The sequence below is a fragment of the Nocardia sp. NPDC050412 genome, assembly GCF_044458825.1.
Taxonomy (GTDB): Bacteria; Actinomycetota; Actinomycetes; order Mycobacteriales; family Mycobacteriaceae; genus Nocardia.
In genome coordinates, this window is the sequence record NZ_JBITIJ010000008.1 from 228108 (window position 1) to 248793 (window position 20686).

General features: G+C 62.8%; 18 protein-coding genes and 1 pseudogene. 6 read left to right on the plus strand and 13 right to left on the minus strand.

Annotated elements, in window-relative coordinates:
* Positions 1–349: 349 nt before the first annotated feature.
* Positions 350–1384: pseudogene (locus ACIBI6_RS23875) on the plus strand (IS110 family transposase); the annotation flags it as partial.
* A gap of 66 nt (positions 1385–1450) precedes the next feature.
* On the opposite strand, the gene ACIBI6_RS23880 reads toward ACIBI6_RS23875, so the two are convergent.
* The 12 genes from ACIBI6_RS23880 to ACIBI6_RS23935 all read right to left on the minus strand — a co-directional run bounded on the left by ACIBI6_RS23880 (position 1451) and on the right by ACIBI6_RS23935 (position 15496).
* Positions 1451–2239 carry an SDR family NAD(P)-dependent oxidoreductase gene (locus ACIBI6_RS23880; protein WP_396957849.1) on the minus strand — a complete coding sequence of 263 codons (789 nt, stop codon included), beginning with the start codon at positions 2237–2239 and terminating at the stop codon, positions 1451–1453.
* A complete protein-coding gene (locus ACIBI6_RS23885; RefSeq protein ID WP_396957851.1) occupies positions 2236–3138 on the minus strand; it encodes a hypothetical protein in 903 nt (300 codons plus the stop codon). The genes ACIBI6_RS23880 and ACIBI6_RS23885 overlap by 4 nt, the downstream gene beginning before the upstream one ends.
* A gap of 154 nt (positions 3139–3292) precedes the next feature.
* Positions 3293–4414 carry a nucleotidyltransferase family protein gene (locus tag ACIBI6_RS23890; RefSeq protein WP_396957852.1) on the minus strand — a complete coding sequence of 374 codons (1122 nt, stop codon included), beginning with the start codon at positions 4412–4414 and terminating at the stop codon, positions 3293–3295.
* Positions 4411–5202: an HAD family hydrolase gene (locus tag ACIBI6_RS23895; RefSeq protein ID WP_396957854.1), complete on the minus strand. Its 792-nt coding sequence runs from the start codon at positions 5200–5202 to the stop codon at positions 4411–4413. Before ACIBI6_RS23895 ends, ACIBI6_RS23890 begins: the two co-directional genes overlap by 4 nt.
* Positions 5199–6227 carry an inositol-3-phosphate synthase gene (locus ACIBI6_RS23900; RefSeq protein WP_396957856.1) on the minus strand — a complete coding sequence of 343 codons (1029 nt, stop codon included), beginning with the start codon at positions 6225–6227 and terminating at the stop codon, positions 5199–5201. The genes ACIBI6_RS23895 and ACIBI6_RS23900 overlap by 4 nt, the downstream gene beginning before the upstream one ends.
* 41 nt (positions 6228–6268) lie before the next feature.
* On the minus strand, positions 6269–7231 hold the full coding sequence (locus ACIBI6_RS23905; RefSeq protein ID WP_396957858.1) for a transketolase family protein: 963 nt from the start codon (positions 7229–7231) through the stop codon (positions 6269–6271).
* Positions 7228–8007, minus strand: coding sequence for a transketolase (locus tag ACIBI6_RS23910; RefSeq protein WP_396957860.1), 780 nt, complete (start codon positions 8005–8007; stop codon positions 7228–7230). Before ACIBI6_RS23910 ends, ACIBI6_RS23905 begins: the two co-directional genes overlap by 4 nt.
* Positions 8004–8867 (minus strand): phytanoyl-CoA dioxygenase family protein, encoded by an 864-nt coding sequence (locus ACIBI6_RS23915; protein ID WP_396957862.1) that lies wholly within the window; start codon positions 8865–8867, stop codon positions 8004–8006. Before ACIBI6_RS23915 ends, ACIBI6_RS23910 begins: the two co-directional genes overlap by 4 nt.
* Positions 8868–8981: 114 nt before the next feature.
* Positions 8982–9845 (minus strand): BTAD domain-containing putative transcriptional regulator, encoded by an 864-nt coding sequence (locus ACIBI6_RS23920; protein WP_396957864.1) that lies wholly within the window; start codon positions 9843–9845, stop codon positions 8982–8984.
* A 38-nt stretch (positions 9846–9883) separates the two neighbouring features.
* The gene (locus tag ACIBI6_RS23925) at positions 9884–12157 is read right to left on the minus strand and encodes a peptidase domain-containing ABC transporter (protein ID WP_396957866.1); all 2274 of its coding nucleotides are present in this window, start codon (positions 12155–12157) and stop codon (positions 9884–9886) included.
* 8 nt (positions 12158–12165) lie between these two features.
* Positions 12166–13383 (minus strand): hypothetical protein, encoded by a 1218-nt coding sequence (locus ACIBI6_RS23930; protein WP_396957868.1) that lies wholly within the window; start codon positions 13381–13383, stop codon positions 12166–12168.
* Between the two features lie 613 nt (positions 13384–13996).
* Positions 13997–15496 carry an ATP-binding protein gene (locus tag ACIBI6_RS23935; RefSeq protein ID WP_396957870.1) on the minus strand — a complete coding sequence of 500 codons (1500 nt, stop codon included), beginning with the start codon at positions 15494–15496 and terminating at the stop codon, positions 13997–13999.
* A gap of 678 nt (positions 15497–16174) precedes the next feature.
* On the opposite strand from ACIBI6_RS23935, the gene ACIBI6_RS23940 reads away from it, so the two are divergent.
* Entirely contained in the window at positions 16175–16891 is a 717-nt protein-coding gene (locus ACIBI6_RS23940) for an ImmA/IrrE family metallo-endopeptidase (RefSeq protein ID WP_396957872.1), read from the plus strand.
* Here the strand turns inward: ACIBI6_RS23940 and ACIBI6_RS23945 are convergent.
* Positions 16824–17114, minus strand: coding sequence for a helix-turn-helix domain-containing protein (locus ACIBI6_RS23945; protein WP_396958009.1), 291 nt, complete (start codon positions 17112–17114; stop codon positions 16824–16826). The two genes, ACIBI6_RS23940 and ACIBI6_RS23945, sit on opposite strands and share 68 nt — an antisense overlap.
* A gap of 360 nt (positions 17115–17474) precedes the next feature.
* Between ACIBI6_RS23945 and ACIBI6_RS23950 the strand changes: the two genes are divergently transcribed.
* The 4 genes from ACIBI6_RS23950 (at position 17475) to ACIBI6_RS23965 (ending at position 20663) form a co-directional block, all read left to right on the plus strand.
* On the plus strand, positions 17475–17795 hold the full coding sequence (locus tag ACIBI6_RS23950) for a hypothetical protein (protein ID WP_396957874.1): 321 nt from the start codon (positions 17475–17477) through the stop codon (positions 17793–17795).
* Between the two features lie 69 nt (positions 17796–17864).
* Entirely contained in the window at positions 17865–18185 is a 321-nt protein-coding gene (locus ACIBI6_RS23955; RefSeq protein WP_396957876.1) for a helix-turn-helix domain-containing protein, read from the plus strand.
* Between the two features lie 464 nt (positions 18186–18649).
* On the plus strand, positions 18650–19462 hold the full coding sequence (locus tag ACIBI6_RS23960) for a hypothetical protein (RefSeq protein WP_396957878.1): 813 nt from the start codon (positions 18650–18652) through the stop codon (positions 19460–19462).
* Positions 19455–20663, plus strand: coding sequence for a helix-turn-helix domain-containing protein (locus ACIBI6_RS23965; RefSeq protein ID WP_396957879.1), 1209 nt, complete (start codon positions 19455–19457; stop codon positions 20661–20663). The genes ACIBI6_RS23960 and ACIBI6_RS23965 overlap by 8 nt, the downstream gene beginning before the upstream one ends.
* Positions 20664–20686: the final 23 nt, after the last annotated feature.

Here is a 20686-nt window from a genome sequence, read left to right on the forward strand (position 1 = left end):
GAGTGGTTCGCCCGCGAATCGCTGTATTACTTGCGGATCTCCAGGCCTGCGGCCAATGAGTAGTGTGCCCGCATATGGCTCGTCGCGTGCGCACGGCTATGCCGGTTCGCCGGCTCCGTCCCGTTACCTTTTTCGTGGTCCTGACATAGGGCCAGAGTCGCCAGGCCCGTATGACTGACTTCTTGCCCCTGTCTTTCGCATGGTCCGGGGGGGTGTCGCGTGTGCTGGTGGCGTCGACGGACTGCTGATGGGGACAGGGCTGCTGGTAGGTCTCCGTAACGTGGTGCCGGGCGTTGACGCCAGATCGGCGGCTGTCCAGAGCGTTTTCGATGCGGTGAGGGAATGCGAAGTGGCACAGGCGTATGCCGTGTTCTGCGGCATTGACGTGGGGAAAGGCGAACACCACGCGGTCGTGCTCGACACGAACGGCAAGCGGTTGTTCGACAAGGCAGTGCCCAACGACGAGTCCCGGCTACGAGCGGTTTTCGACCAACTCGCCTCCCACGGACCCCTATTGATCGTGGTCGACCAGCCCAACATCATCGGCGCGCTACCGGTCACCGTCGCCCGCGCCTACGGCCACGACGTGGCGTACCTGCGGTCTGTCGATGCGCCGCATACCTGACCTGTCTACCGGCCAAACCAAGACCGACGCCCGCCGCGACGCGCACATCATCGCTGATACGCCCGCACCATGCCGCACACGCTGCGCCGGGTCGATCGGCGACGAAACTCTCACCGAGCTCAGTGTTGTCGTCGGCTTGGCCGGTGAGGCGACCCGCACCAGCAACCGGATCCGGGGCTGCTAACCAACATCCATCCCGCTCTAGAACGTGTTCTGGGTCCCCGCGTCGCCCACCCGGCGGTGCTGGAAATCCTTTCCCGTTGCGGCGGTCCGAGGGAATCCACGCCGCGGGTAGACGCAAACTAACTGCCATAACAACTAAAAACGCGCCACGCATGGGCGGACGCCTGGTCGAGGAAATTCTCGCAGCGCTGCCCGCGCAAACCTTCGTCGTTCCCAGCGCTAAAGCCGCCGAAACCTACTGCCGAAACTGGCTGATTCTCTGAAATCTGTTTTGCTGCAACGAAAACAGATCGCAGAGGACATCGAGAGGATGTTCGACGATCACCCTCTTGCCAAGGTCCTGACCTCGATGCCCGGCGTCGGAGTCAGGACCGGAGCCCGCATCTTTTTCGAAGTCGGTGACGGCTCGGCCTTCGCCACCGCCGGCCACCTCGCGTCCTACGCGGCGTCGCCCCGATCACCCACCGATCCGGCAGCTCGATCCGCAGCGAACACCCCGCCCGATCAGGCAACCACAAACTCAAACGCACCCTATTCCTCTCCGCCTTCGCTGCTCTCCACGACCCAGCCAGCCGCCGCTAGTGGACGCCGTCGTCGTACCGGTTGTCGGCTTGACGTGAGGCGATGTCGTCGAGGGGCTCGTCATACCGCCAGATATCCGCCGTCAACCGGTAAATCCACACCGGTAATGAAACTCGCCTCGGGCGACAGCAGGAACGCGATCGGCGCCGCGACCTCTGCCGGGTCAGCGAATCGCTTCAGCAGGAACTTGCCGCCATGTTCCGGGGCTGCCTCGGCCGCGGCTCGGTCAAGGCCGAGGACGTCGCGGTGGTAGCGCTCGTTGTTGGCGTTCCAAACTGTTCCCGGACTCACCGAGTTGACCCGGATGCCACGCGGCGCCAGCTCCTGCGCCACACAGCGGGTGAATCCGAGTACCGCCGCCTTGCTGGTGTTGTACGTCAGGTAGCCGTCCTGGGCAATATGCGCAGAGATCGACGCCATGTTCACGATCGCCGCGTCGGGGGCATGTTCCGGCAAACCGTCGATGAACGTCCGCGTGACGATGGAGAGGCCGACGATCGTGGGATCGAGCACCGAACGCCATTGCTCCGGGGTCGCCGCGATGCCTTCGAAAACGAAGCCTGCGGCGCAATTCACCAGGAGGGTCGGCGTCGACCAGTCGACCGGCACGCCCGCGAACGCCGCCTCCACCGCGGCCGAATCTGTGACGTCACCGACGGCAAGATGCGCAGGAAGACCGCGCTGCCCCAATTCATCCACCCTGGCATGACCATGATCGGCACTCTTGTCGTAGATGATGACGCGGCAGCCTGCTGTGCACAGCCGCTCGACCACTGCGGCGCCGATGCCTTGGGCGCCACCGGTCACCACCGCGGTGCGACCCGCGAGTCCGCTCGGGAAACTGCTCATCTGTCGGAACCTCTCGATTTGTCGGTCCATTGCCACACCCGGTCGATGACCGCCTCGCGGCTGAGATTTTCCGTGTCGCCATGCGGCGTTACCGTTTTTCCGGAATCCTCGGCAACGTTGTGATCGCCAGCCAGCGCCGCGACGGCCGCCAGCGGTGCACCGCGATCGGCCAGCGCTCGGCCCAGTGCGGTGCGGTCCAGGCCGTGCCCATCAGCCGCAGCGAAGTACCGCCAGGACTGGAACATCCCCTCCAGGTGGCCCGCCGACAGATGCACCCCGTTGCGGCCCTCGGACAACGTGATTGCGTGCTGCGAGCCGACCAACGCGGCCAGCGCGCCACGCAACGAGGTCGGGGATGCGGCATTCGGGTTGAGGGCGCCGAGGACGTTGGTGCGCAGATCAGCGATCTCCCGGTCGCTGTGACACTCGATAAGTCCGACCAACGCTGTGGGGTCGCGATAACTCGACGCCAGGGCAGGCACGAACCCGTTCAACACCGCGACGGGAGGCCCGTTCAGCTCGACCACCGAGACGTACGAGCCGGAACCCAGTTTGTGGATGCCCGCCTGGCGACAACGAGCCTCCAACATTGCCGAGGACAGCGCCGCGTCGTACACACCGGCCTCGAACGCTCCCAGTGCGACGTTCGCTTCCGACCGATCCAGGAGCGAGCCGAGTTCCCGGCGTGCATCCGAACACAGTCCCGGGGCCCCATCGACGGCGATGCGGTGCAGGCGGGGATAGTGCTGGAGCAGAAACCCGAGCTCGCCGTAGTCGCTGGCCGGCATCAGCGCACAGCGCAGGATGGTCACCTCTGCTTCGCCGAGTACCCGTGCGACCTCCACCATCGCGTCGGCCGCGCTGCCGATTGCCAGGGCCTCCGGCTTCACCAGGGTCACAAAATGAGTGCCGCCATCCATGGCCGGCCTTCGCTGCGTATCGCTGTCCCGGCGTGCTCCGGTCCGTTGCGCGTCGGCAACGAGGGCACGCACGTCCCCGCTCGTCATCATGACGTAACACCCGTCTCGATCAACTCGGTCATCGCACCGCTCCCTACCCGCCTATCACCGGAATGCTCAGGTCGCCGTCGAATTGACGGAGCCGATGGATGTCGAACATCCTCGCCACTACCGGCCCACGCCATTGATGGATCACCGCCTTGCCATCGCGTACCTCGTGCAGGTAGCCGATGTTGTCCGGCCGGAGCCGATCGAGCAAACCGGCGGGTACACGCCCGGGGAAGACCGCGTCGGTGTAGTGGAGCCCGAAATAGACCTCCCGGGAGAAGCCGAGTCGCTCGGCTCGCGCAGGCAGATCGTCGAAGTCGTGGTTCCCGATGAGCACAAGGACGTCGACGAGCTTGTACAGCACCAGATCCTTGAGCGCCAGCACCTCGTTGCGGTAAGAGGCCTCCCTGGCGAAGTGCAGGCAAGTGAAGATGAGCATGTCCGTCGCCGAGATCACGCTCAGCCCGTTGAGCTTGGTGCGGGCGTCGAGCAGCGCCGACACCGCGCTGTCGCTACGGTTTCCGGTCATCAGGTCGATCGAGAAGTGCACGTCGAGCCGATGGCACTCCAGGAGCGAGGCGTCGGGCGTCGGTTTCATATATGTGTACGTCTGATGCGAGTGCACGGCCATGTGCAGCACCTGCCGTCGTGGCGCGGTACGCACCGAGCCGGTGGCATAGTTCCAGCTGCCTTGCACGTAGCCGTCACCCTGCAGCGCCGCTGTCGCGTCAGGGAGTCGATCCCGATCCACGAGGAGGTCGTTGTCGTAGAACATCCGCATACTCGGATCCGGGTACGCCATCGCCGCCACGGCGCCACCTTTGAGGATCGCGCTGCGCACCCCGGCCTGGTCGAGATTCCGCTGTACCTGCGCGGTACGCGACATCTGTTCGGCGCCCATCACCCGCTGACCGCCTGCAGTCACCTGCAGCGATCTGAAGAAATACGCCGGCCGCAATGTCTGTCGCTGCTCGATCGCGTATCGGACGATGTTGTGCCAGGCCACACCGATGACTCGGTGGACAGTAAGCATCCCGAGCACCAGGTTCCAGTCCAATGGCGTGTTCAGCAGCCCGAGCATCGCTTCGACCTCGTCGGGGCGCGGCTGCGGCAATGACAGTAGGAGAACCAGTTCTATCTCCTGGGAAACCGCTTCGGTCACAGTCATGTCTTCCCTTCGGGACGGAAGTCGTGCAGGAATGAAGCGAGGTCGCTCCGAAGATGCAAGTCAGCGGCCGCGGCAGCGGCAGCGTCGGCACCCTGGGGCGCGACGCTCATTGCGCAGGCGCTCAGCATTTCCGCGTCGACCGCACCGTCGCCGACCGCCAGCGTGCGGTTCAGATCCGGTTCGCCGAAACGCCGTCGCAGGTGCCGCGCGAGCGCGATCGCCTTACCGGTGCCACGCGGTCTGACCACCTGCGCATCGAACGGACCGATCGACACGACCTCGCAGTCCAGTCCCGCCACTAGCTCCGGAACCGGAGTGTGGCTTCGGAACACGGTCATTGCGGTGGGCCGCGGCGTAGCCGCAGCGATCGGGACGGCCACCGCGATTTGGTGCCGGGGCAGGCGGTAGGCCATCGCGAACTGCGTTGCAGCGCGGGCCGTAGCGGCGTAGAAGTCGCCCGACCACTCAGCAACAACATCGATGTCGGGATCGTCGATCAGGCGACGCAACACCTGGTGCGGGGAGGTCCGCAGGAAAGTCAGTGCGTCGGCTTTCCTGGAAAGCCGGACGTTGCCTTCGCTCAGCAAAACCTCGTCGTCCACTTGCGCGAAAAGATCCTCCAGGTGGCACAGATTGCGGTACGAACGCGCCGAACGACCGGATACCAGCAGCGGCATCACCCCGCGTTTCCGCAGCGCTTCGAGCCCCGCCACTACTCCCGGATAGGGCTGGTCGGCGCCATCGATCAGCGTGCCGTCCAGATCGAGCGCGGCGTATCGGATGGTCATGGCAACGCTGCGACGAAGGCTTGGAACTCGCGCAGTCCGACGGCCTCGGTGGCGGCCCGCCGCGGACTCTTGAAAAGGAACGCGCACACGTCGTCGACCACTCCCGAAATCCCGCTTGCTTTCGCCGCCACCACCGCTCGAACAGCGTTGGCGAGCACCCCGGCGGCATTGGGGCTGTCCTCGACCTCCATCCGAATCTCCAGCGACAGCGGTGTGTCCAGGACCGAGTCCGCCTCGATACGCAGAAACCCGATCTTGGTGTCGCCCAGATGCGGTACGAAGCCGTTGGGACCGGCTGCGACATTGCTCGCGTCGATTCCGGCGGCGGAGAGCGCGCGGCGCTTGGAGCGCTGCTTGCTCGCCGAGCGACCCGGGTCGGCCAGGTTGAGAAAATCCGTATTGCCGCCCACATTGAGCTGATACGTGTTGACCACCCGCAACCCGCGCGAGTGCAGGAGGTCGAGCAGCGCGGTATGCAGCGTCGTCGCGCCCAAATGACTGCGCAGGTCGTCGCCGAGCAGGGGCACACCTCGGTTCTCGAACAACGCCACCAGCTCGGCGTCGTGCGCGACGGGCTCGGGCGTCGCGTTGACGAACGGCACTCCCGCCAGGGCGGCGGCCCTGGCGTACATCTGCACCGCCTCGGTCGAACCGGTGGGCAGCAGACAGATCAGCACCTCGGCGCCGGTCTCGACCAGGCGCTTGCGAATGATGTCCGGATCCAGTCCGGCACTCTCACCGCTGGTGGTGATGACTCGGCTCAACGGCCCGGTAACCCCATCGAGCAGCGGTCCGGCTTCCACCACCACTCCGACCGGGTCCACGGAGACATGGGCATTCGCTGCGTTGGGTGACTGGAAAATGGCCTTGCTCAGGTCCAGCCCGACTTTCCCAGCGTCGACGTCGAAGGCCGCGACGAACTCGATTTCACCGAGCGCATAGCCACCGATACGCTCGTACATGATTCCGGCCAACGGCGTCGAACTCTGTCGGGCCAGGGCGACCAGTTGCACGAGACTGGACATGCAGGATCCGACTCCTGCGACTGCGACTGCGAGAGACCTATTCATGGGGTGACGTACTCCTGCGGTTGAGACATGGCGGGATTGCTGATCCAAGCCAGCAGCTCTGGCACGCCTGGGATATCGAAGTGGTCGTTGAGATAGTCGGGAGTGCCGACAATGTATGGATATCGATCGGGCACCCCGACGCGGCGGAACGGAACACCGAGGCCGGTGCCGGCAATGGCCTCGGCCATCGCGCTGCCCAGCCCGCCAACGACGGAATGGTCCTCCAACGTGATGATCGGCAGCCCCTCGGCCACCAGCGCCGCCACCGCCGCGGTATCGAACGGTTTGATGGTCGGCATGCTCACAAGCCGCACGCGCAACCCCGCCTCGGCGAATTCGTCGACCCAGCCCCGAGCCACCGCCAACATGTTCCCGGTGGCGATCAGCGCCGCATCGTCGCCGTCAGTCACCGTGACCGCGCGCCCGAACGCGATCCGAGTGCCCGGCTCGTGGATCTCGGGCAGGTCCTGGTTCTCCAATCCGAAGCGCACGTAGACCGGCCCGTCGAGCTCGTGGCACTGCTCCAGCAGCTGACGTGCCTCGAGGATGTCGCCTGGACAGACGACGGTCATGTTCGGCAGTGCTCGCATCAAGGCGATGTCCTCGATCGCGATGTGGGCGATGCCGGACGCGCTGCGGGTCAGCCCGGAGCTCGTGCCGATCAGCCGTAGTCGGGTCCTGGCAAAGGCAGCGTCCACCCGAATCTGGTCGAACGGCCGGTACAGCAGAAAAGTGCTGCAGTTCCAGAGGTAGACCTGCTTGCCGTTGTATGCGAGTCCCGAGGCGATCGACACGGCATTCTGCTCGGCAATGCCCACGTTCAGAAACCGGTCGGGGTACGTCGTCACGAACGGCTCGGTGCCGTTCAGATTGCCGTCGGCGACGATGAGATAGGTGTCGCCTGCGCGCCGGCCGTTACGCATGAGCAACTCGCCGACCACTTCGCCGACCGTGGTCATCGAAGCTCCCGCAGACTCGTTACCAGCTCACCGAACGTGAGTCTCCGGTAATGCCATTCTGTTTGGTTCTCCATCATGGACACCCCCTTTCCTTTGATCGTGTTCGCGATGACGACCTTCGGGCGGTCTTGTGGAGCCCGTAGCGCCGCCTCCAATTCCGGGACCGAGTGGCCGTCGACTCGATGGCACTGCCAGCCGAACGCGGTGAACCGATCGCCCAGATCGGCGGCCACTACACTGCTGGTCTCGAATGAGCCCTGCAGCCGGTTGTCGTCCACGATCAGCACCAGATTGTCAAGGCCAAGCGTGGGTGCAAGCATGGCTGCCTCCCAGATCTGGCCCTCCTGGCATTCGCCATCCCCGACGAGCACGTACGTGCGGTAGTCCCTGCCGTCGTGCTTGGCTGACAGCGCGATGCCGATACCGATCGAAGGTCCCCGGCCGAGCGGTCCCGAATCGGCTTCCAGCCCCGGTAGGCCGTATCGAGCCAGAATGGCAGGCACCTCGCTGCCGTCGACGTTGAAGTCGTCGAGCCGCCTCCGGTCGATGATCCCGGCCGCGGACATGCCCAGATAGATCGCGGCCGCGCAATGGCCCTTGCTTGCGACGAAACGATCCCGGTCCGGCCAGTCCGGACGTGCCGGGTCCAGTTTCAGGACGCGCAGAAACAGGGTGTAGATGATTTCGATCGCCGAGAGGTTCGACGGAATGTGTCCGGTCACGGCGTGCGCGGTCATCTGGATCGCCTCGCGCCGCAACTGCTGTGGAGTAGTCATTGCTGTGTTCCCCCAGCTGCTCTTGCATCGTGTTGCTTGATGTACCGGCTGGCTCGGCGTCGGCGCACGACCTCGGCAATCGGCAGCGGGTGCGCATCGTCCCAAGCGATCGTGTTCTCCATCAGCGCACGCACCGTGGGAGACATGCGTTGGAGATAGCCTTCCTGCCGCATGAATCGCCATGACGTGTGACCACCGGTCGGCTCGTCCGCGGCCTGCAGATTCATGTGGAAGGTGCGGCGCACGACACCGGCGACGCCCGAACCGCGGTGCAGTGCATGGTGATTCATGAACAGCACGTCACCGGGCAGGGATCGCACCGCGAGCTCGCCCGGCAGCGAACCCGTGCCGCTCGAGTCGACTTGGGCGCGTTCCGCGTCGGTCAACGGTCGCCGATGCGAACCGGGAACCACCCGGAAGCAGTCGTCGGCGGTGAGGCAGACGTTGAACTGCACATGGGTGCTCCGACCGTCCAGTGCGTATCGATCGGTCTCCATGTTGTCCTTGTGCCAGTTCAGTTCGTAGTTCACCGATGTCGGTTCCCACAGCGCGTGTGCGCTCCAGAACCGCAATTGCTCGCCGAGCACCGCGTGGACGAAGCCCATCAGCGCCGGATGCTCGAAGACCTCTGCGAACACCGGGTCGTACAGCGCTAGGTCGAAGATGTGGCTGACGCCCCAGGTGTCGGTCTCATCCTCGGTACGCAGGGTGTATCGACTCTCATAGGCCTTGGGCGCCGCCCGCACCGTCACGGCGGTCCGATCGACCGCGGCCCGCCAGCGTCCGAGAGTCGGTTCGTCGAGCATTCCCGGGACAAGGACGAATCCCTGGTCCACAAAGGCACGAACGTACTGGTCCATCTCGTTACTTTCGTTGACATCACTGATATTTGAGTTCGATCGCATTTGTGTCGATGTCCCGGTTCCGGGACGGGCCAGCGTTCGGCGACCTACCCACGGCACGCGCGTGCGCCGTCAGGTATTGACGATCTGCGGCCAGCGCACACCCTCGCCGGAGGTTCGGATTACGAGCTGCCTCCACCAGCGCTCCAGTACCGGCCGCGCCTCCAGTCCGTACTGTTCGCGCAGCATCGTCTCCGTTTCTTGGAGAAGCTGGCTTGCCTCTCCGATCTGTTGGTTGTCGGCCAAGGCGCGAACGAGCTGGTAGCGCAGGCGTTCCGCGGTGGGCATGGCCGTGATGGCGGCACGCAACTCGGGGATGACCCGGTGCGACTGCCCGGAGCCGAGTTCGAGATCTGCCCAACGGTCCAGCACGCCGACCCGGCGCTCACAGAGTTGTCGGATCTCGACGCGACGCAGTCCGAGCGCTGTGACATCGGGCAGCAGATCGTTGTGCCAGATCGATAGCGCCTGATACAGCAGGTCCGCGGCGTCCCGCATTCGCCCTTCGGTGCCTGCCGCTTCGGCGGCCACCACCATACGGTCGAATCGATGCAGGTCGAGCGCGCCGTCCTGGACGCGGATCGAGTAGCCGTTCGGTTCTGTGACAATCGGTGTGGGTGCCGCCCTGGCATTGTGAGTCGGGTCGGTGAGCGACCGAAGACGCGAAACAGAATTCTGTAGCACCGCACGGGCAGTCTTGGGCGGCCGGTCTCCCCAGATACGCTCGATCAGCGTGTCGCTAGTTACCACTGAGTTCGAGTTCAGCAGCAGCGCGGCGAGCACGTTCTGGGTATTTCCCTTGGGGATGTCGACCCGTCTGCCGAACCGTCTCACTTCCAGCACGCCGAGTATCCGGTACGAGTAGGTCGCGTCGGACTCGCCACGAGGAATACCGGCGCTGCTCGCGCCCGATGGCCGATACTTTTCAAAGTTCACGAGTACCTCCTAAAATTCTCATCGCATTGCCATTTCCGTTATGGCCGAAGCAATGTGTGGCGCAGAGGCGAAGAGCCTTCGGGAGCGGACCTAAATTCACCGGCGCCGTCCGTCATCCTGAGGATTCTGGATGCTCCGACCGTCAGCGCCGCTCTGTGGCCGAGCACTATGGTCGTGATCCCTAGATCCTGAATGTTGCGGAGAATTTTACTTTCGGTGTCCGGATCAACCGCGCTGGTTGATTCGTCCAGGATCAGCATCGACGGCTTTTTAGCCAGCGCTCTTGCCAAAACCATGCGCTGTCGCTGTCCGCCCGACACACCGGTGCCACCGGCACCGAGTAACGTCTCGTATTTCATAGGCAGGGTGCAAATGAATTCATCGATCTCGGCAATACGCGCCGCTGCACGCACGTCGTCGAGGGAAGCATCGGGGCAACTGAACCGGATATTTTCCAGAATGCTTCCGGACATCAACGTACTGTTCTGGTCGACATATCCGATGTGCTTGCGGTACTCGATCGGGTCGATGTCGGCCAGATCTACGTCGTCAATCAATATTCGGCCGGATGTCGGGCTCAGCAACCCACCGATCAGCATTCCCAACGTAGATTTCCCGGATCCCGATGGTCCGATGATCGCCAGCAGCCGACCTGATGAAATTTCAGCTGTCGCCGCGCGAACCGATGCCGTCGTCGCACCGACATAGGTGTACGAGACGCGTTCCACACGAACGCACGGTGGCCGATCTTGCTGCGCCATACCTCGGGAGCCGCGTCGCTCGATCGGGCTCGTCAAGATGTCGTTCATCCGATACAGATCGGGAGTGAGCTCCACAAGCGCGGTCGATGCCAGCGACAGGTTCGACAAGGAGGCGAACAACCCGTAACTCAGGGCCCCCAACGAGACCGCAGCGGACAAACCTGAACCGCTGCGTACGGCAACGGACACACCGATGAGCAGGACCAACAACGGCGCGGCGAACTGCAGAGTCGCAATGAACGACGAAATTGTTCCAGCATGGCGCCGCTGCCTCGTACCGGATGTCAGTTCGTTGGCAAACGAATTCAGCCAGCGGGCTTGCACGATGCTTTCGGCGCCCAATGCTTTGATTGTCGTTATATTGGTCAGAATCTCGTGAAGCTCACTGGACGACTTGGTGCGCGCCTCGAGCACATCCGAGGACAGCTGCCGCTGTCGCCGCCACGACAATGCCGTCACGAGCACGAATCCAACGATGCAGGCAACTATTGCGAGCGACAACCAGAATTCTCGATAGCCGATCACCAGCACATATCCGACGATCAGTATCGCATCGAATACAGCACCGAGGGTGGTGACCGATATGACCTGCTTGAGTCGCGCCGTAGACCGTACCCGCTGGGCTAGATCACCCGGATGCCGCGCGGTGAAGAAGTCCAGCGGTAGTCGGCTGAGGGACCCCATGAGTAGGTGGCCCGCGCGCTCCTCAAGCAGGCTTTGGATCGTGACGATCAATCGCGAACGGGCGAAGTGCAGCAGTCCGAACGAGGCAATCGCGCAAATCAGAGCTGCGGCCAATAGCAGATGGCCTGATGTATTGACGTGCACTGCATCGGCACCAGCGGTGACCATGCGCCCGAGAACGAACGGAAATATCAGAGCATAGACAAGAAGCAGAGAGGATGTGGCCATGGCGCCGAGCCACTTCGACGTTCGAGGCATAAATGAAGTCGCGAGAGCGATATTCTCATTCTTCCTCGCTTTTTCGGTATCAGGGCGGGCGACGGTTGCTTCGCCGGTGAATTCCAAAGCCAAGCCGGTGAAATCGACATCGGCCTCGCTCCAACTGATACCTCGACGCCCGACGGCCGGATCAATGATCACAACATGAGACCGGGTAGCTTTTTCCAGGACGACAAAGTGGTTGAGCCGCCAGAACAGTATTGAACCGGATGTGAGGTGCGCAAGCCCGGATAGATTCGTCCGTACTCCGCGGCCATCCAACCCGTGCCGTCGACCGAGTTCCAGCAAGGTCGATGCGGACACCCCGTTTCGACCGCTCCCGGCTTCCTCCCGAAGTTGCCGAGCAGATACGTGGACGCCCCTGCTGGCGAGGGTCATGCGCAAACACGCCGGCCCGCAGTCCGCTGACGTCATTTGTGGGTAATACGGCACATCGGAGGAATCACTGGCCCGGACGCCGAGTCCGTTCGGATCACGACCGGCGAGGAACGCGACTGCACCGAAAATGCTGGATCGGCCGTATCGGTCGAGGGAGTTCTTACGAAATCGGGATAGGCCCGAGCGTCGCTCATTCTTCTTCGCGATCATATCCTGTGTCATTGCCCCACCAATTGACTGAGAATATCCGCAGATTCTTCAACCGAGAATTTCGCGGAGTTCGTCTGTACATCGACGGTGAAGGCATCGCCAGTATCGCGAACCTTCACAGATATCGGCCTGACCAGCGCATACGGCGCATTGAATCTCGTCGTGGGCACTACATCGAATTGCTTGCTCTTAGGGCCGGGGCCGGCGGCATCGATGTAGTTGAACACCGGAAAGGGGCGTTGTGGGACGCCTCGCCGCAGCTCGAGGTTCCGCAATTCCCGGCTGTCGACCTGCTGGTATGCCGCCGTACGAATGAGCTGACCGGCGAATCTGTCACGCCACGAACGCCCACCAAGGTCGACGACAATGGGACGAATTGTCGAGAACATGCCGACTTGATGCGCCAAGCCTTCCGAACGGATCGTGTAGACCACATCGACCAGAGTTGTGCGGGGTTGATGCCTCTGCCACGCGGCGATCAAGCGATCGAGAAACATCGCCGACGGGCCCCATGCCCCGGCTGCGGCGGTTCGTTTGAGCTCGAGATATGCCGCACCTGCAACGGCCGCTGCGTGCATTCGCGGACGTGCAGGAGGAATATCGAGACAGCCATCGAATGCCTCGTCGGGTAGATCGAATTCACGTTCCCAGTACCGCCTCGCCGCTGTTTCGGCCGCAGGTGTCAAGAGTGCTCCTGCGACAGCAGATTCGTAGCGGTCGTCAGGCACCACCGGATCGTTGCCCTGCGCGACGGCGAGCACAGTCGATCGGAGCGCGTTGACCACCAAGACGATCGACACCCGGTCGACGGCGACTTGCTGCAACGAAATCACGAGCTGATACTTGCGCTCCGAAGCTTTTACAACTACGAATCGATAGACCCCACGATGGTCCCAATCCCACTCGACGGCATCTCGATAGAGAAGGCTTCGCATATAGCGTGATTGCGTATCGACGTCGACATCCGAAACATCATGGAATTCAATGGCCGGATCACGTCCGTCGAACGGATCGATCTCCTGGCAATATCCATGCTCCGCTGAGCCCGAGAATCGCAGTCGCAGCGCGGCGAACCCGCGGACAACGGCTTGTATTCCAACGACAATGTGCTGGGGTTGCACCTGATCCGGAAAAGTCATCATGAAGCCGAAAGGGCTGCTGGAATGCCCCGAAATCTCCTGCTCCAAGAGCAAGTCTGCCTGACCGGCAAGAACGGGAAACTTCATGTATGACCTCAAGTTCACGATTATCTGATGAACAGTTGGAGCACCATGGGGTTCCGGACACATGCCCGGAACCCCATGGCGGGGCGTTCCGATCATTCGGAGAGCGCTAGCTTAAATGCCGACGCAACCCTGTACTGGTCCCCCGCCGACGATGTCGTCGAGGTCGAGATCATTAATGGTCTCGATGTTGACTTTCTTGAAATCAATCTCCATGATATTTCACCTCCTTCCGATGATCGTTGGAAAGGTTCCTTCCTCGACGTACCCGGTGCACGATTCGACGACCCCCGTCAGATACAGCGACGTACCCAGAATCCAGCCTTCATAGCCCGAGCGCACTCGAATCATGAGCAGGTACTCGTTTCGACTCTTCGATGAAGTATTAGCTGGATTTCAAGCGCAGCCATTTAAATTCAAGCCGTGCGAAACCGGCAGAATATCTAGGTCGACAACTAACCCTCCGATCGACCACTGAGCAACATGGGATGCTTGCGAGCAGCGCCTCTAATCCGACTCTAGGCATGCACCAAAGCGAACGCAATATCCATGCAGTCCTGCAGCGCAATAACCGAAGGACAACGGCGTGAAACTGCTGTCCGGACCGGACGTCGCATTAACCGGCGTACGTTAGAGCTGGCCGTTCATACTCGAGCCACACGGTCAGCGGCGGCCACGTCAGCAGCAGGTCATGACTCAGATACACCTCGTCTTCGGCCACGGTGATCAACCTCGCGCGCAGCAACTTCTCCAGTGCGTCAGCCGCGGCGGCCGTGCCGCCCAGGATCTGCTGGAGCTGATCACGGTGGACTCGACGACGCGTGTCGTCCGCATCCGCACGGATCGACACAAGGTTCAGAATCAGTCGCTTGGCACAGCGCTGTTGGGCAGCGGAGAGATCACTCCATGCGGCATCCGCCACCCGGTGCAGCGCTCCCTCGATTCCCCCTATGCGGCGAAAGCTCGCGATGGTCAATCGCATGCCTTCTCGTTCCGGCCACATCGCATCCATCGTCATTGACGTGATGGCGAGGTTGCTGTTCTGATGGCCGCCGCGGCTCCGATGAACCCGGCTGCCGAGAATTATCGTGAGAAGGACTTCTTCGAGGCCGGACTCAACCTTCACCCCCATCCGACTCGGCGGCTCGCTGATGACACTCCGCAACTCGTCGGAGTCCATGGGCTCGAGCACATAGCTACGGTGGGCAAGCATGTCGGCGAGCACCGGGTAGTTTCCGCATGCCGCAATGCAATCAGGTCTGAGGGATATCAACACGACCGCAACATCGGTCAGCGTCACCAGTAGCCGCAAAAAGGACTCGCGCGTCTCATCCTCAAGCAAGCGAGAAGAGAACACTTCGAACCCGTCGATTATCAGCAGCCTCTGATCGTCGGTTGACGAGTCGGCGTCCGATGCAGGTGCGTCTGCGCGGCCGAGGGTCGAACAGCGGCTGATTTCATCCGTCACGGACCCCACCGGATCACTGCCCAAACAGACCGATAGCACAGTCCATCCGCGTGCAGGCGATGACTCAAGAGCCGGCCCCAATCCAGCCTGCAGCAGGGAAGTCTTCCCGATTCCCGCAGCGCCGACCAACCCGACAAGTCTATTCGGACCGCTGGAAGCCGCAGCCTCGTGAACCAAAGTCGCCAAATCCCCGATGGCGCGCGATCTTCCGGCGAAGATCGCTGCGTCCTGCCGCGAGTACGGAGCCGCACCCCGGAACGGGCAGGCTATAATTGCGGGGAAACGGCTCACTTTGGACGGTTGTGCCTGCGCCCAAAGTTCTCTCCACACTTTGAGACTCAGCAACGCAGCGTCGGCCGTTTCCCGCCGCCGACGGGCACGATCGATCAGAACGAGCAACACCGGACGCAACGCCTCGAATCGGGAAGGCACGTTACGACCGGTCTTCCAGTCGCTGATCCGCTGGGCCGACACGGCTAGCTGGGCACCCGGCGCCGGTAATGCTCGCTTTTGTGCCAGCGCGGCGAGGGCTCGAAGCGGCGGGCAGCCAGCAGCCATATATAAAGCGCCGAACTGCCCCTCGAATTCTTTGCGTGGTGCGCGCCCAGCCCCAGATTGGGTTCGCTGGTAGGCATCCTTCGCGATCATCCTATCCCCCGATCGATCCGATCTAACCGCATACATCCCTGCGGCCGATCTCTACTGTTGTCCTTCTATCGATTGGACGAAGCGCCCGTGCAGTCGGTTCCACTGCAGCACAACATTTTTCATGACCAGTACTCCAAGGACCCTTCGCACCGGTCCCGATCAAGGTTGAACAATGGCTCTACCAGCGCGTCCGCTCATGTCGAACCACCGCGAGGACCGAGGAGCCCCAAACATCAACGCCTCCACCCATTCTGGGGTCGCCGCCGGAAAACGGCTCTGGCCCGGTACTTGTGCAGACGTTCGGGCTGCCGGTGCAGCCGAGGGCTTTGATCTGGTCGAACAGGTGCGCAACCGGCATGCCGAACTCGGCGGTGCGACACTGACGGAGGTGGTCACGTTAGAGGTCAACCAGGCCGGCGCGGTATCTATGTAGGCGGCGCATCCGGTCAGGTTCTAGTACGCGGACCTAGCGTTCGACGGTATTGAGCCCCAGCCCGATCCGACGTGTGCAGTCCAGTAGCCCGATTCTTTGATGGTTGGGGCGGGAGTCGGGTTGGTGCACCACCGCAAGAAGCAGGCCGCGGCGGCGGGTGATCTGAAGCGGATTCATGCGTTGCTCAACTGACTCGGATACAGCTGAACGGACTGACGGCGACCGCGCCTCGTCTGGTGGGCAGTGTGATTCCTCGTATCAAGGTCGATGAACTGAACACTCCTGCCGATGCCGCGCGTACGGTGCGTGAGCAGTTGGGAGTTTGGCGTGGCCGGTTGAATTCGGTTGTGGAGTTGATCGAGGGGGCGGGGGCGCTCGTTGTCTGTCGTGAGCTGGTCGCGCCGCTGCCGTTGGATTCGGGTGCCGACACGGTTCCGGTCGATGCGGTCAGTTGCAGTGCGGCCGAGGAGGATCCGCTCGTGTTGCTCAATGTGGGTACTCCGGCGGAGCGGCAGAGATTCACCCTCGCGCACGAGTTGGGGCATATGGTGATGCACCGGATTCCGCATCCTGACCAGGAGAAACAGGCCAACAGCTTCGCGGCCGAGTTGTCGATGCCGGTGCGCGACATCCGCGGTGATCTGCAATCCCGACAGGTAACGGTGCAGCGGCTGCTCGACCTCAAAAGCGAGTGGAAGGTTTCGATGTGGGCGCTGCTTCGCCGCGCGCGCACCCTGGGTGTCATCAGTGATTGGCAGTACCGCACGCTGGCAGTGGAGATGTCGAGCCTCGGCTACCGAACCCGCGAGCCCAGTGCGCTGAAACCGGAAACCCCGACCGCCGTGGACTCGATCGTCGCAGGGGTTCCGGAGGTTCACGAGCGTGTCCTACCGGTCAGTGGCGCCGCTTGGGCGCAGGCATGTGATGTTCGGCGTCGGCAAGCAAGGCCGAGGGAGTCATAGACAACGCCTCGGCCAGATCCCATAGCCGATCGACCTGGACCCCACTGTTTCCCAGCTCGATGCGGGCAATAACCGGTCGCGACACTCCCGAGGCTTCGGCCAAGTCGTCCTGGCTCATGCCAGCCGCCTCGCGCGCACGCCGGATCGCAGCGCCGACGGCGTCGCGCCTCATTTTGCGCACCCTCCTCTGCTGTGGAGACAGCGAGGCTTCCGGTACCGGCATGGCCGCATCATCGCACGCGCGCACCACGGGGCCCCGCGCCGCCGCGTGAAACAACCGTGCACCGATAGTCAATCACTATATCGCACGCGATACAACTCGCACGTAAACGTTACGGAATACGACACGCGGGGTGAAATGCGGATACCGCGGCATCGGAAGTGCCACCCTGTGACGCAGGTCGTGAATCGGGGCATCACAAGGCCTTCGGGTTCAGGCGGAGCGTTCCGAACACGGCCAAGTTCCGTTCCGCCACAGCATGCTTCGGCCCGAACAGTCGGCACCTGCTAGCCAAGGGCTTGCACTTGCGTCCCGGACCGTTGCCCGTCAGCACACAGACATCTGACGACCAGAAAGGGAGAAATGCCCACGGTTGTTGCAGCGCCGGCATTCCAGTTGTCGACCGGGTACACCAGGTTCACGCTTACTCCTCGCCTAACCCGGGTCAGCGTGGCCACCGCCCACCAGCGCCACCGCGATGTCCTCGCTACGGCCGCGCTGATCATCCGCACCAGACTGGATGAGCGCAATGCGATCAAACGCCGAATGACTGGGAATCCGACGATCGCTGGCGACGGCACGATCCACGTGACCCTGACCGATCGCACAGCCCGACATCGTCACACGATCACCATCACACCCACGCAAATCGCGACCCAACTACGTCAGTGGACAACCCCGTGACAACGCCCAGGCATGTGTGCCCTTTCCGATACACGATCTGACGGCCCGACCTTGCCAACGGAGAAGACCATGCCCGAAGACGTCGCCGACCTGCCAGTTCTGTACTCGCCCGAAGCCGTCGCGCAGGCTCTCGGCCTGCCTTCGCCACACTGGCTAGAGAACGAAGCCCGTCACAAACGCATCCCACACACTCGATTCGGACGCCGCCTCCGATTCACTCGCGAGCAGGTCGATCAAGTCATCCAGATCTATACAATTCACCACCGCAACCTGACGCAGCCGCCGCCGAACTGGAACAGCCGGAAAACCCCCGCGACGCGGGACAAACCCAGACGACTGCAGGCCCGCACCCCTGCCGCCCGTGTGCGCAACGCGCCAGCCATAGGTTGAGCCGCACTACGGGAAATCCGGCAAGCCGGTACACCCGAATTACCCAGGCCACCGATAAGTGGGCGAAATCCACGTTGCTATCGGCGGCGGCGTCATACACCATTCTTGCGGTGCTGTGTGTGGATACGCCGTAGTGCTAACCGATTTCAGCGTGGGGAGGGCCGCCCAAGAATGCACAAGGCCGGCGCCATCCTGCCCTGGTCTAACCCGCCCACCCGAGCGAAAAGTGCCCCGGCCCGGGGCACTCCGTCGTCTCCGACGCCTCTGCCGTCCGGAGACCTTGCTGCGCAAGGTATCTCGTGATCGCTCTGCTCCAAAACAGTCACGCGGAGCATAACGAACCTTCACCATGGAAGTGAGCCGACTCGTCGGCGCGCCGCGCAAATCTCGCGGAAAAATTAAGTGCTACGCTCCAATCGATGCTCAAATCGTAAGTGAGCGGGTGAGGTCGAGGGAGGGAACCCATGACTGACCAGGCGATACCGTCCGAGTGGGAGATCAAGCGGTTCGGTGAGCTGGCCCTACCCCTGCGGGATGCGATATGGCGAGCACTCGAGGCTGCTCATCGGCGGGCACTGGCTGGCCATCTCGCATTCGGTCTGGACACCAGCGACGTCTACGGGCAGCTGTGGCTAATCCAGAACGAGGAGCTGGCCGCCGAACTCGCGGAATTCACGGATGTTCGGACGGTCAAACCGAAACGGGCCCGCTACGCGTTGACTGTCGTCGGAGAGCACAACATCGTCCTGTATCCGTGGCGGTTCTCCGACGACGCATACAGCCCCTTGTCGGCGGCGAAGATGAGACTGTCCAAGACACGGGAGCAACTGCTGGCACTGACACCACCGGTGTCCGACCAGTTGAGCTTCGAGCACGCCGAGCTGAGTGAGGAGGAACTGGAGGCCGAATTCCAGGATTTCGAGCACTTTCTCGACGATGCCGCGCAAGCTGGGCGCATGGTGATCATCGCCTACGCCAGCAACCCGCACGCGGGCGTACTGCGCGCCTACTGGGGTGACGCCTCCCGCGGCGACGGCAGTGATCACCTGCTGTGGACCGATGTGGCAGAGATCCCTCGCCCCGACGCCAGTGGCGAGGCCGCAAGCGGCACACCAGTCCGCCCAGCCAGCCCCGTACCGATTCCGAATACCGATACGGCCGCCAGGTTCGACCAAGCGCCGATGGGCGAAATCCCGCTGGCCGCACGCAATCCCCTGACCGAGACCGACGGCGGCCAACCACTGGCGCCACAACCCGAGACCGGAAGTGATGACTGAACGATCGCAACTGCGCCTGCTCGGAGCGAGCAGGCAGACGATCACGGCAGCCGAGGTCGCTGCCGTCTTCGACGTCGGACGCCTTACCCAGGCCCGCCGCCTGGCAGGCTTGACAAAGGCAGCCCTCGCAATGCAAGTCGGGGTCTCAGCTGCAGCGATAAGCCAGTGGGAGGCCAGAACATCGCCGCCCCGGCCGGATCACCTCACCCGCCTCGCTGAAGTTCTCGACGTTCCCATCGAGTTCTTCGCCGCTGGCCGACCGCACGCCCAGCTCGACGGTTCCGCCGCCCACTTCCGAAGCCTGAGATCCACTCGCTCCTCCCAACGCGCCAAAGCCATCGCCTTCGTCGAGCAGGTGTGGGAACTGGCCTACGCGCTCGAGAAATACATCCAGTTCCCGCCCGTCGACCTTCCCGGGTTCCCGCCCGACGACGGTGACGATCGGACGCCGACGTCACCCGCCGAGGCCGCTCGGGCGTTGCGTGTGCGCTGGGGATTGGGCGTCGGCCCGATCCCGCACCTGGTCCGAACACTCGAGATGCACGGGATTGTCACCACCATGGTGCCGTTCGCTGGTGTGGACACCGCCACCATCGACGCCTTCTCCACCTCCCGGATGCCGCGGCCGCTGATCGTTCTGACCCCCGACAGGGGCGACGACGTCTGCTGGCACAGGTTCACCGCCGCCCACGAACTGGGCCATCTCGTCTTGCACCGCAATGCCGCCCCCGGCGACCCGGAACAAGAACATGAGGCCGACGCCTTCGCCGCCGAATTCCTCACTCCTGCAGCGCAGATCCGTGACCAACTACCCACCCGATTCGACGTCACGTCGCTGCAGCGACTTAGTACCGAATGGGGAGTCTCGCTCAAGTCGCTGGTCTACCGTTGCCGCGAACTCGGCACCATCTCCGATGCAAGCGCCCGACGCGCATACCAGCGGCTCAACCAGCTCTACGAGCTCAGACTTATCGGCTCGGACTCGGTCGCCAACTACGCCGGAGAGAAGCCCAACCTGCTGCACAAGGCATTCGAACTCGCCGAAACCAACGGGATGTTGACGATGCCGACTCTCGCCCACGAACTGCGATGGCGACTTCCGAGGCTGCGCCTACTCCTCGGCCACTATGACGAACGCCCCATCCTACAGCTGGTCGAAAACCATACCGACGCAGCAACTCCCGCCAACGCAGCGCAGTAATGACGCCAGTAACGCAAGTACGG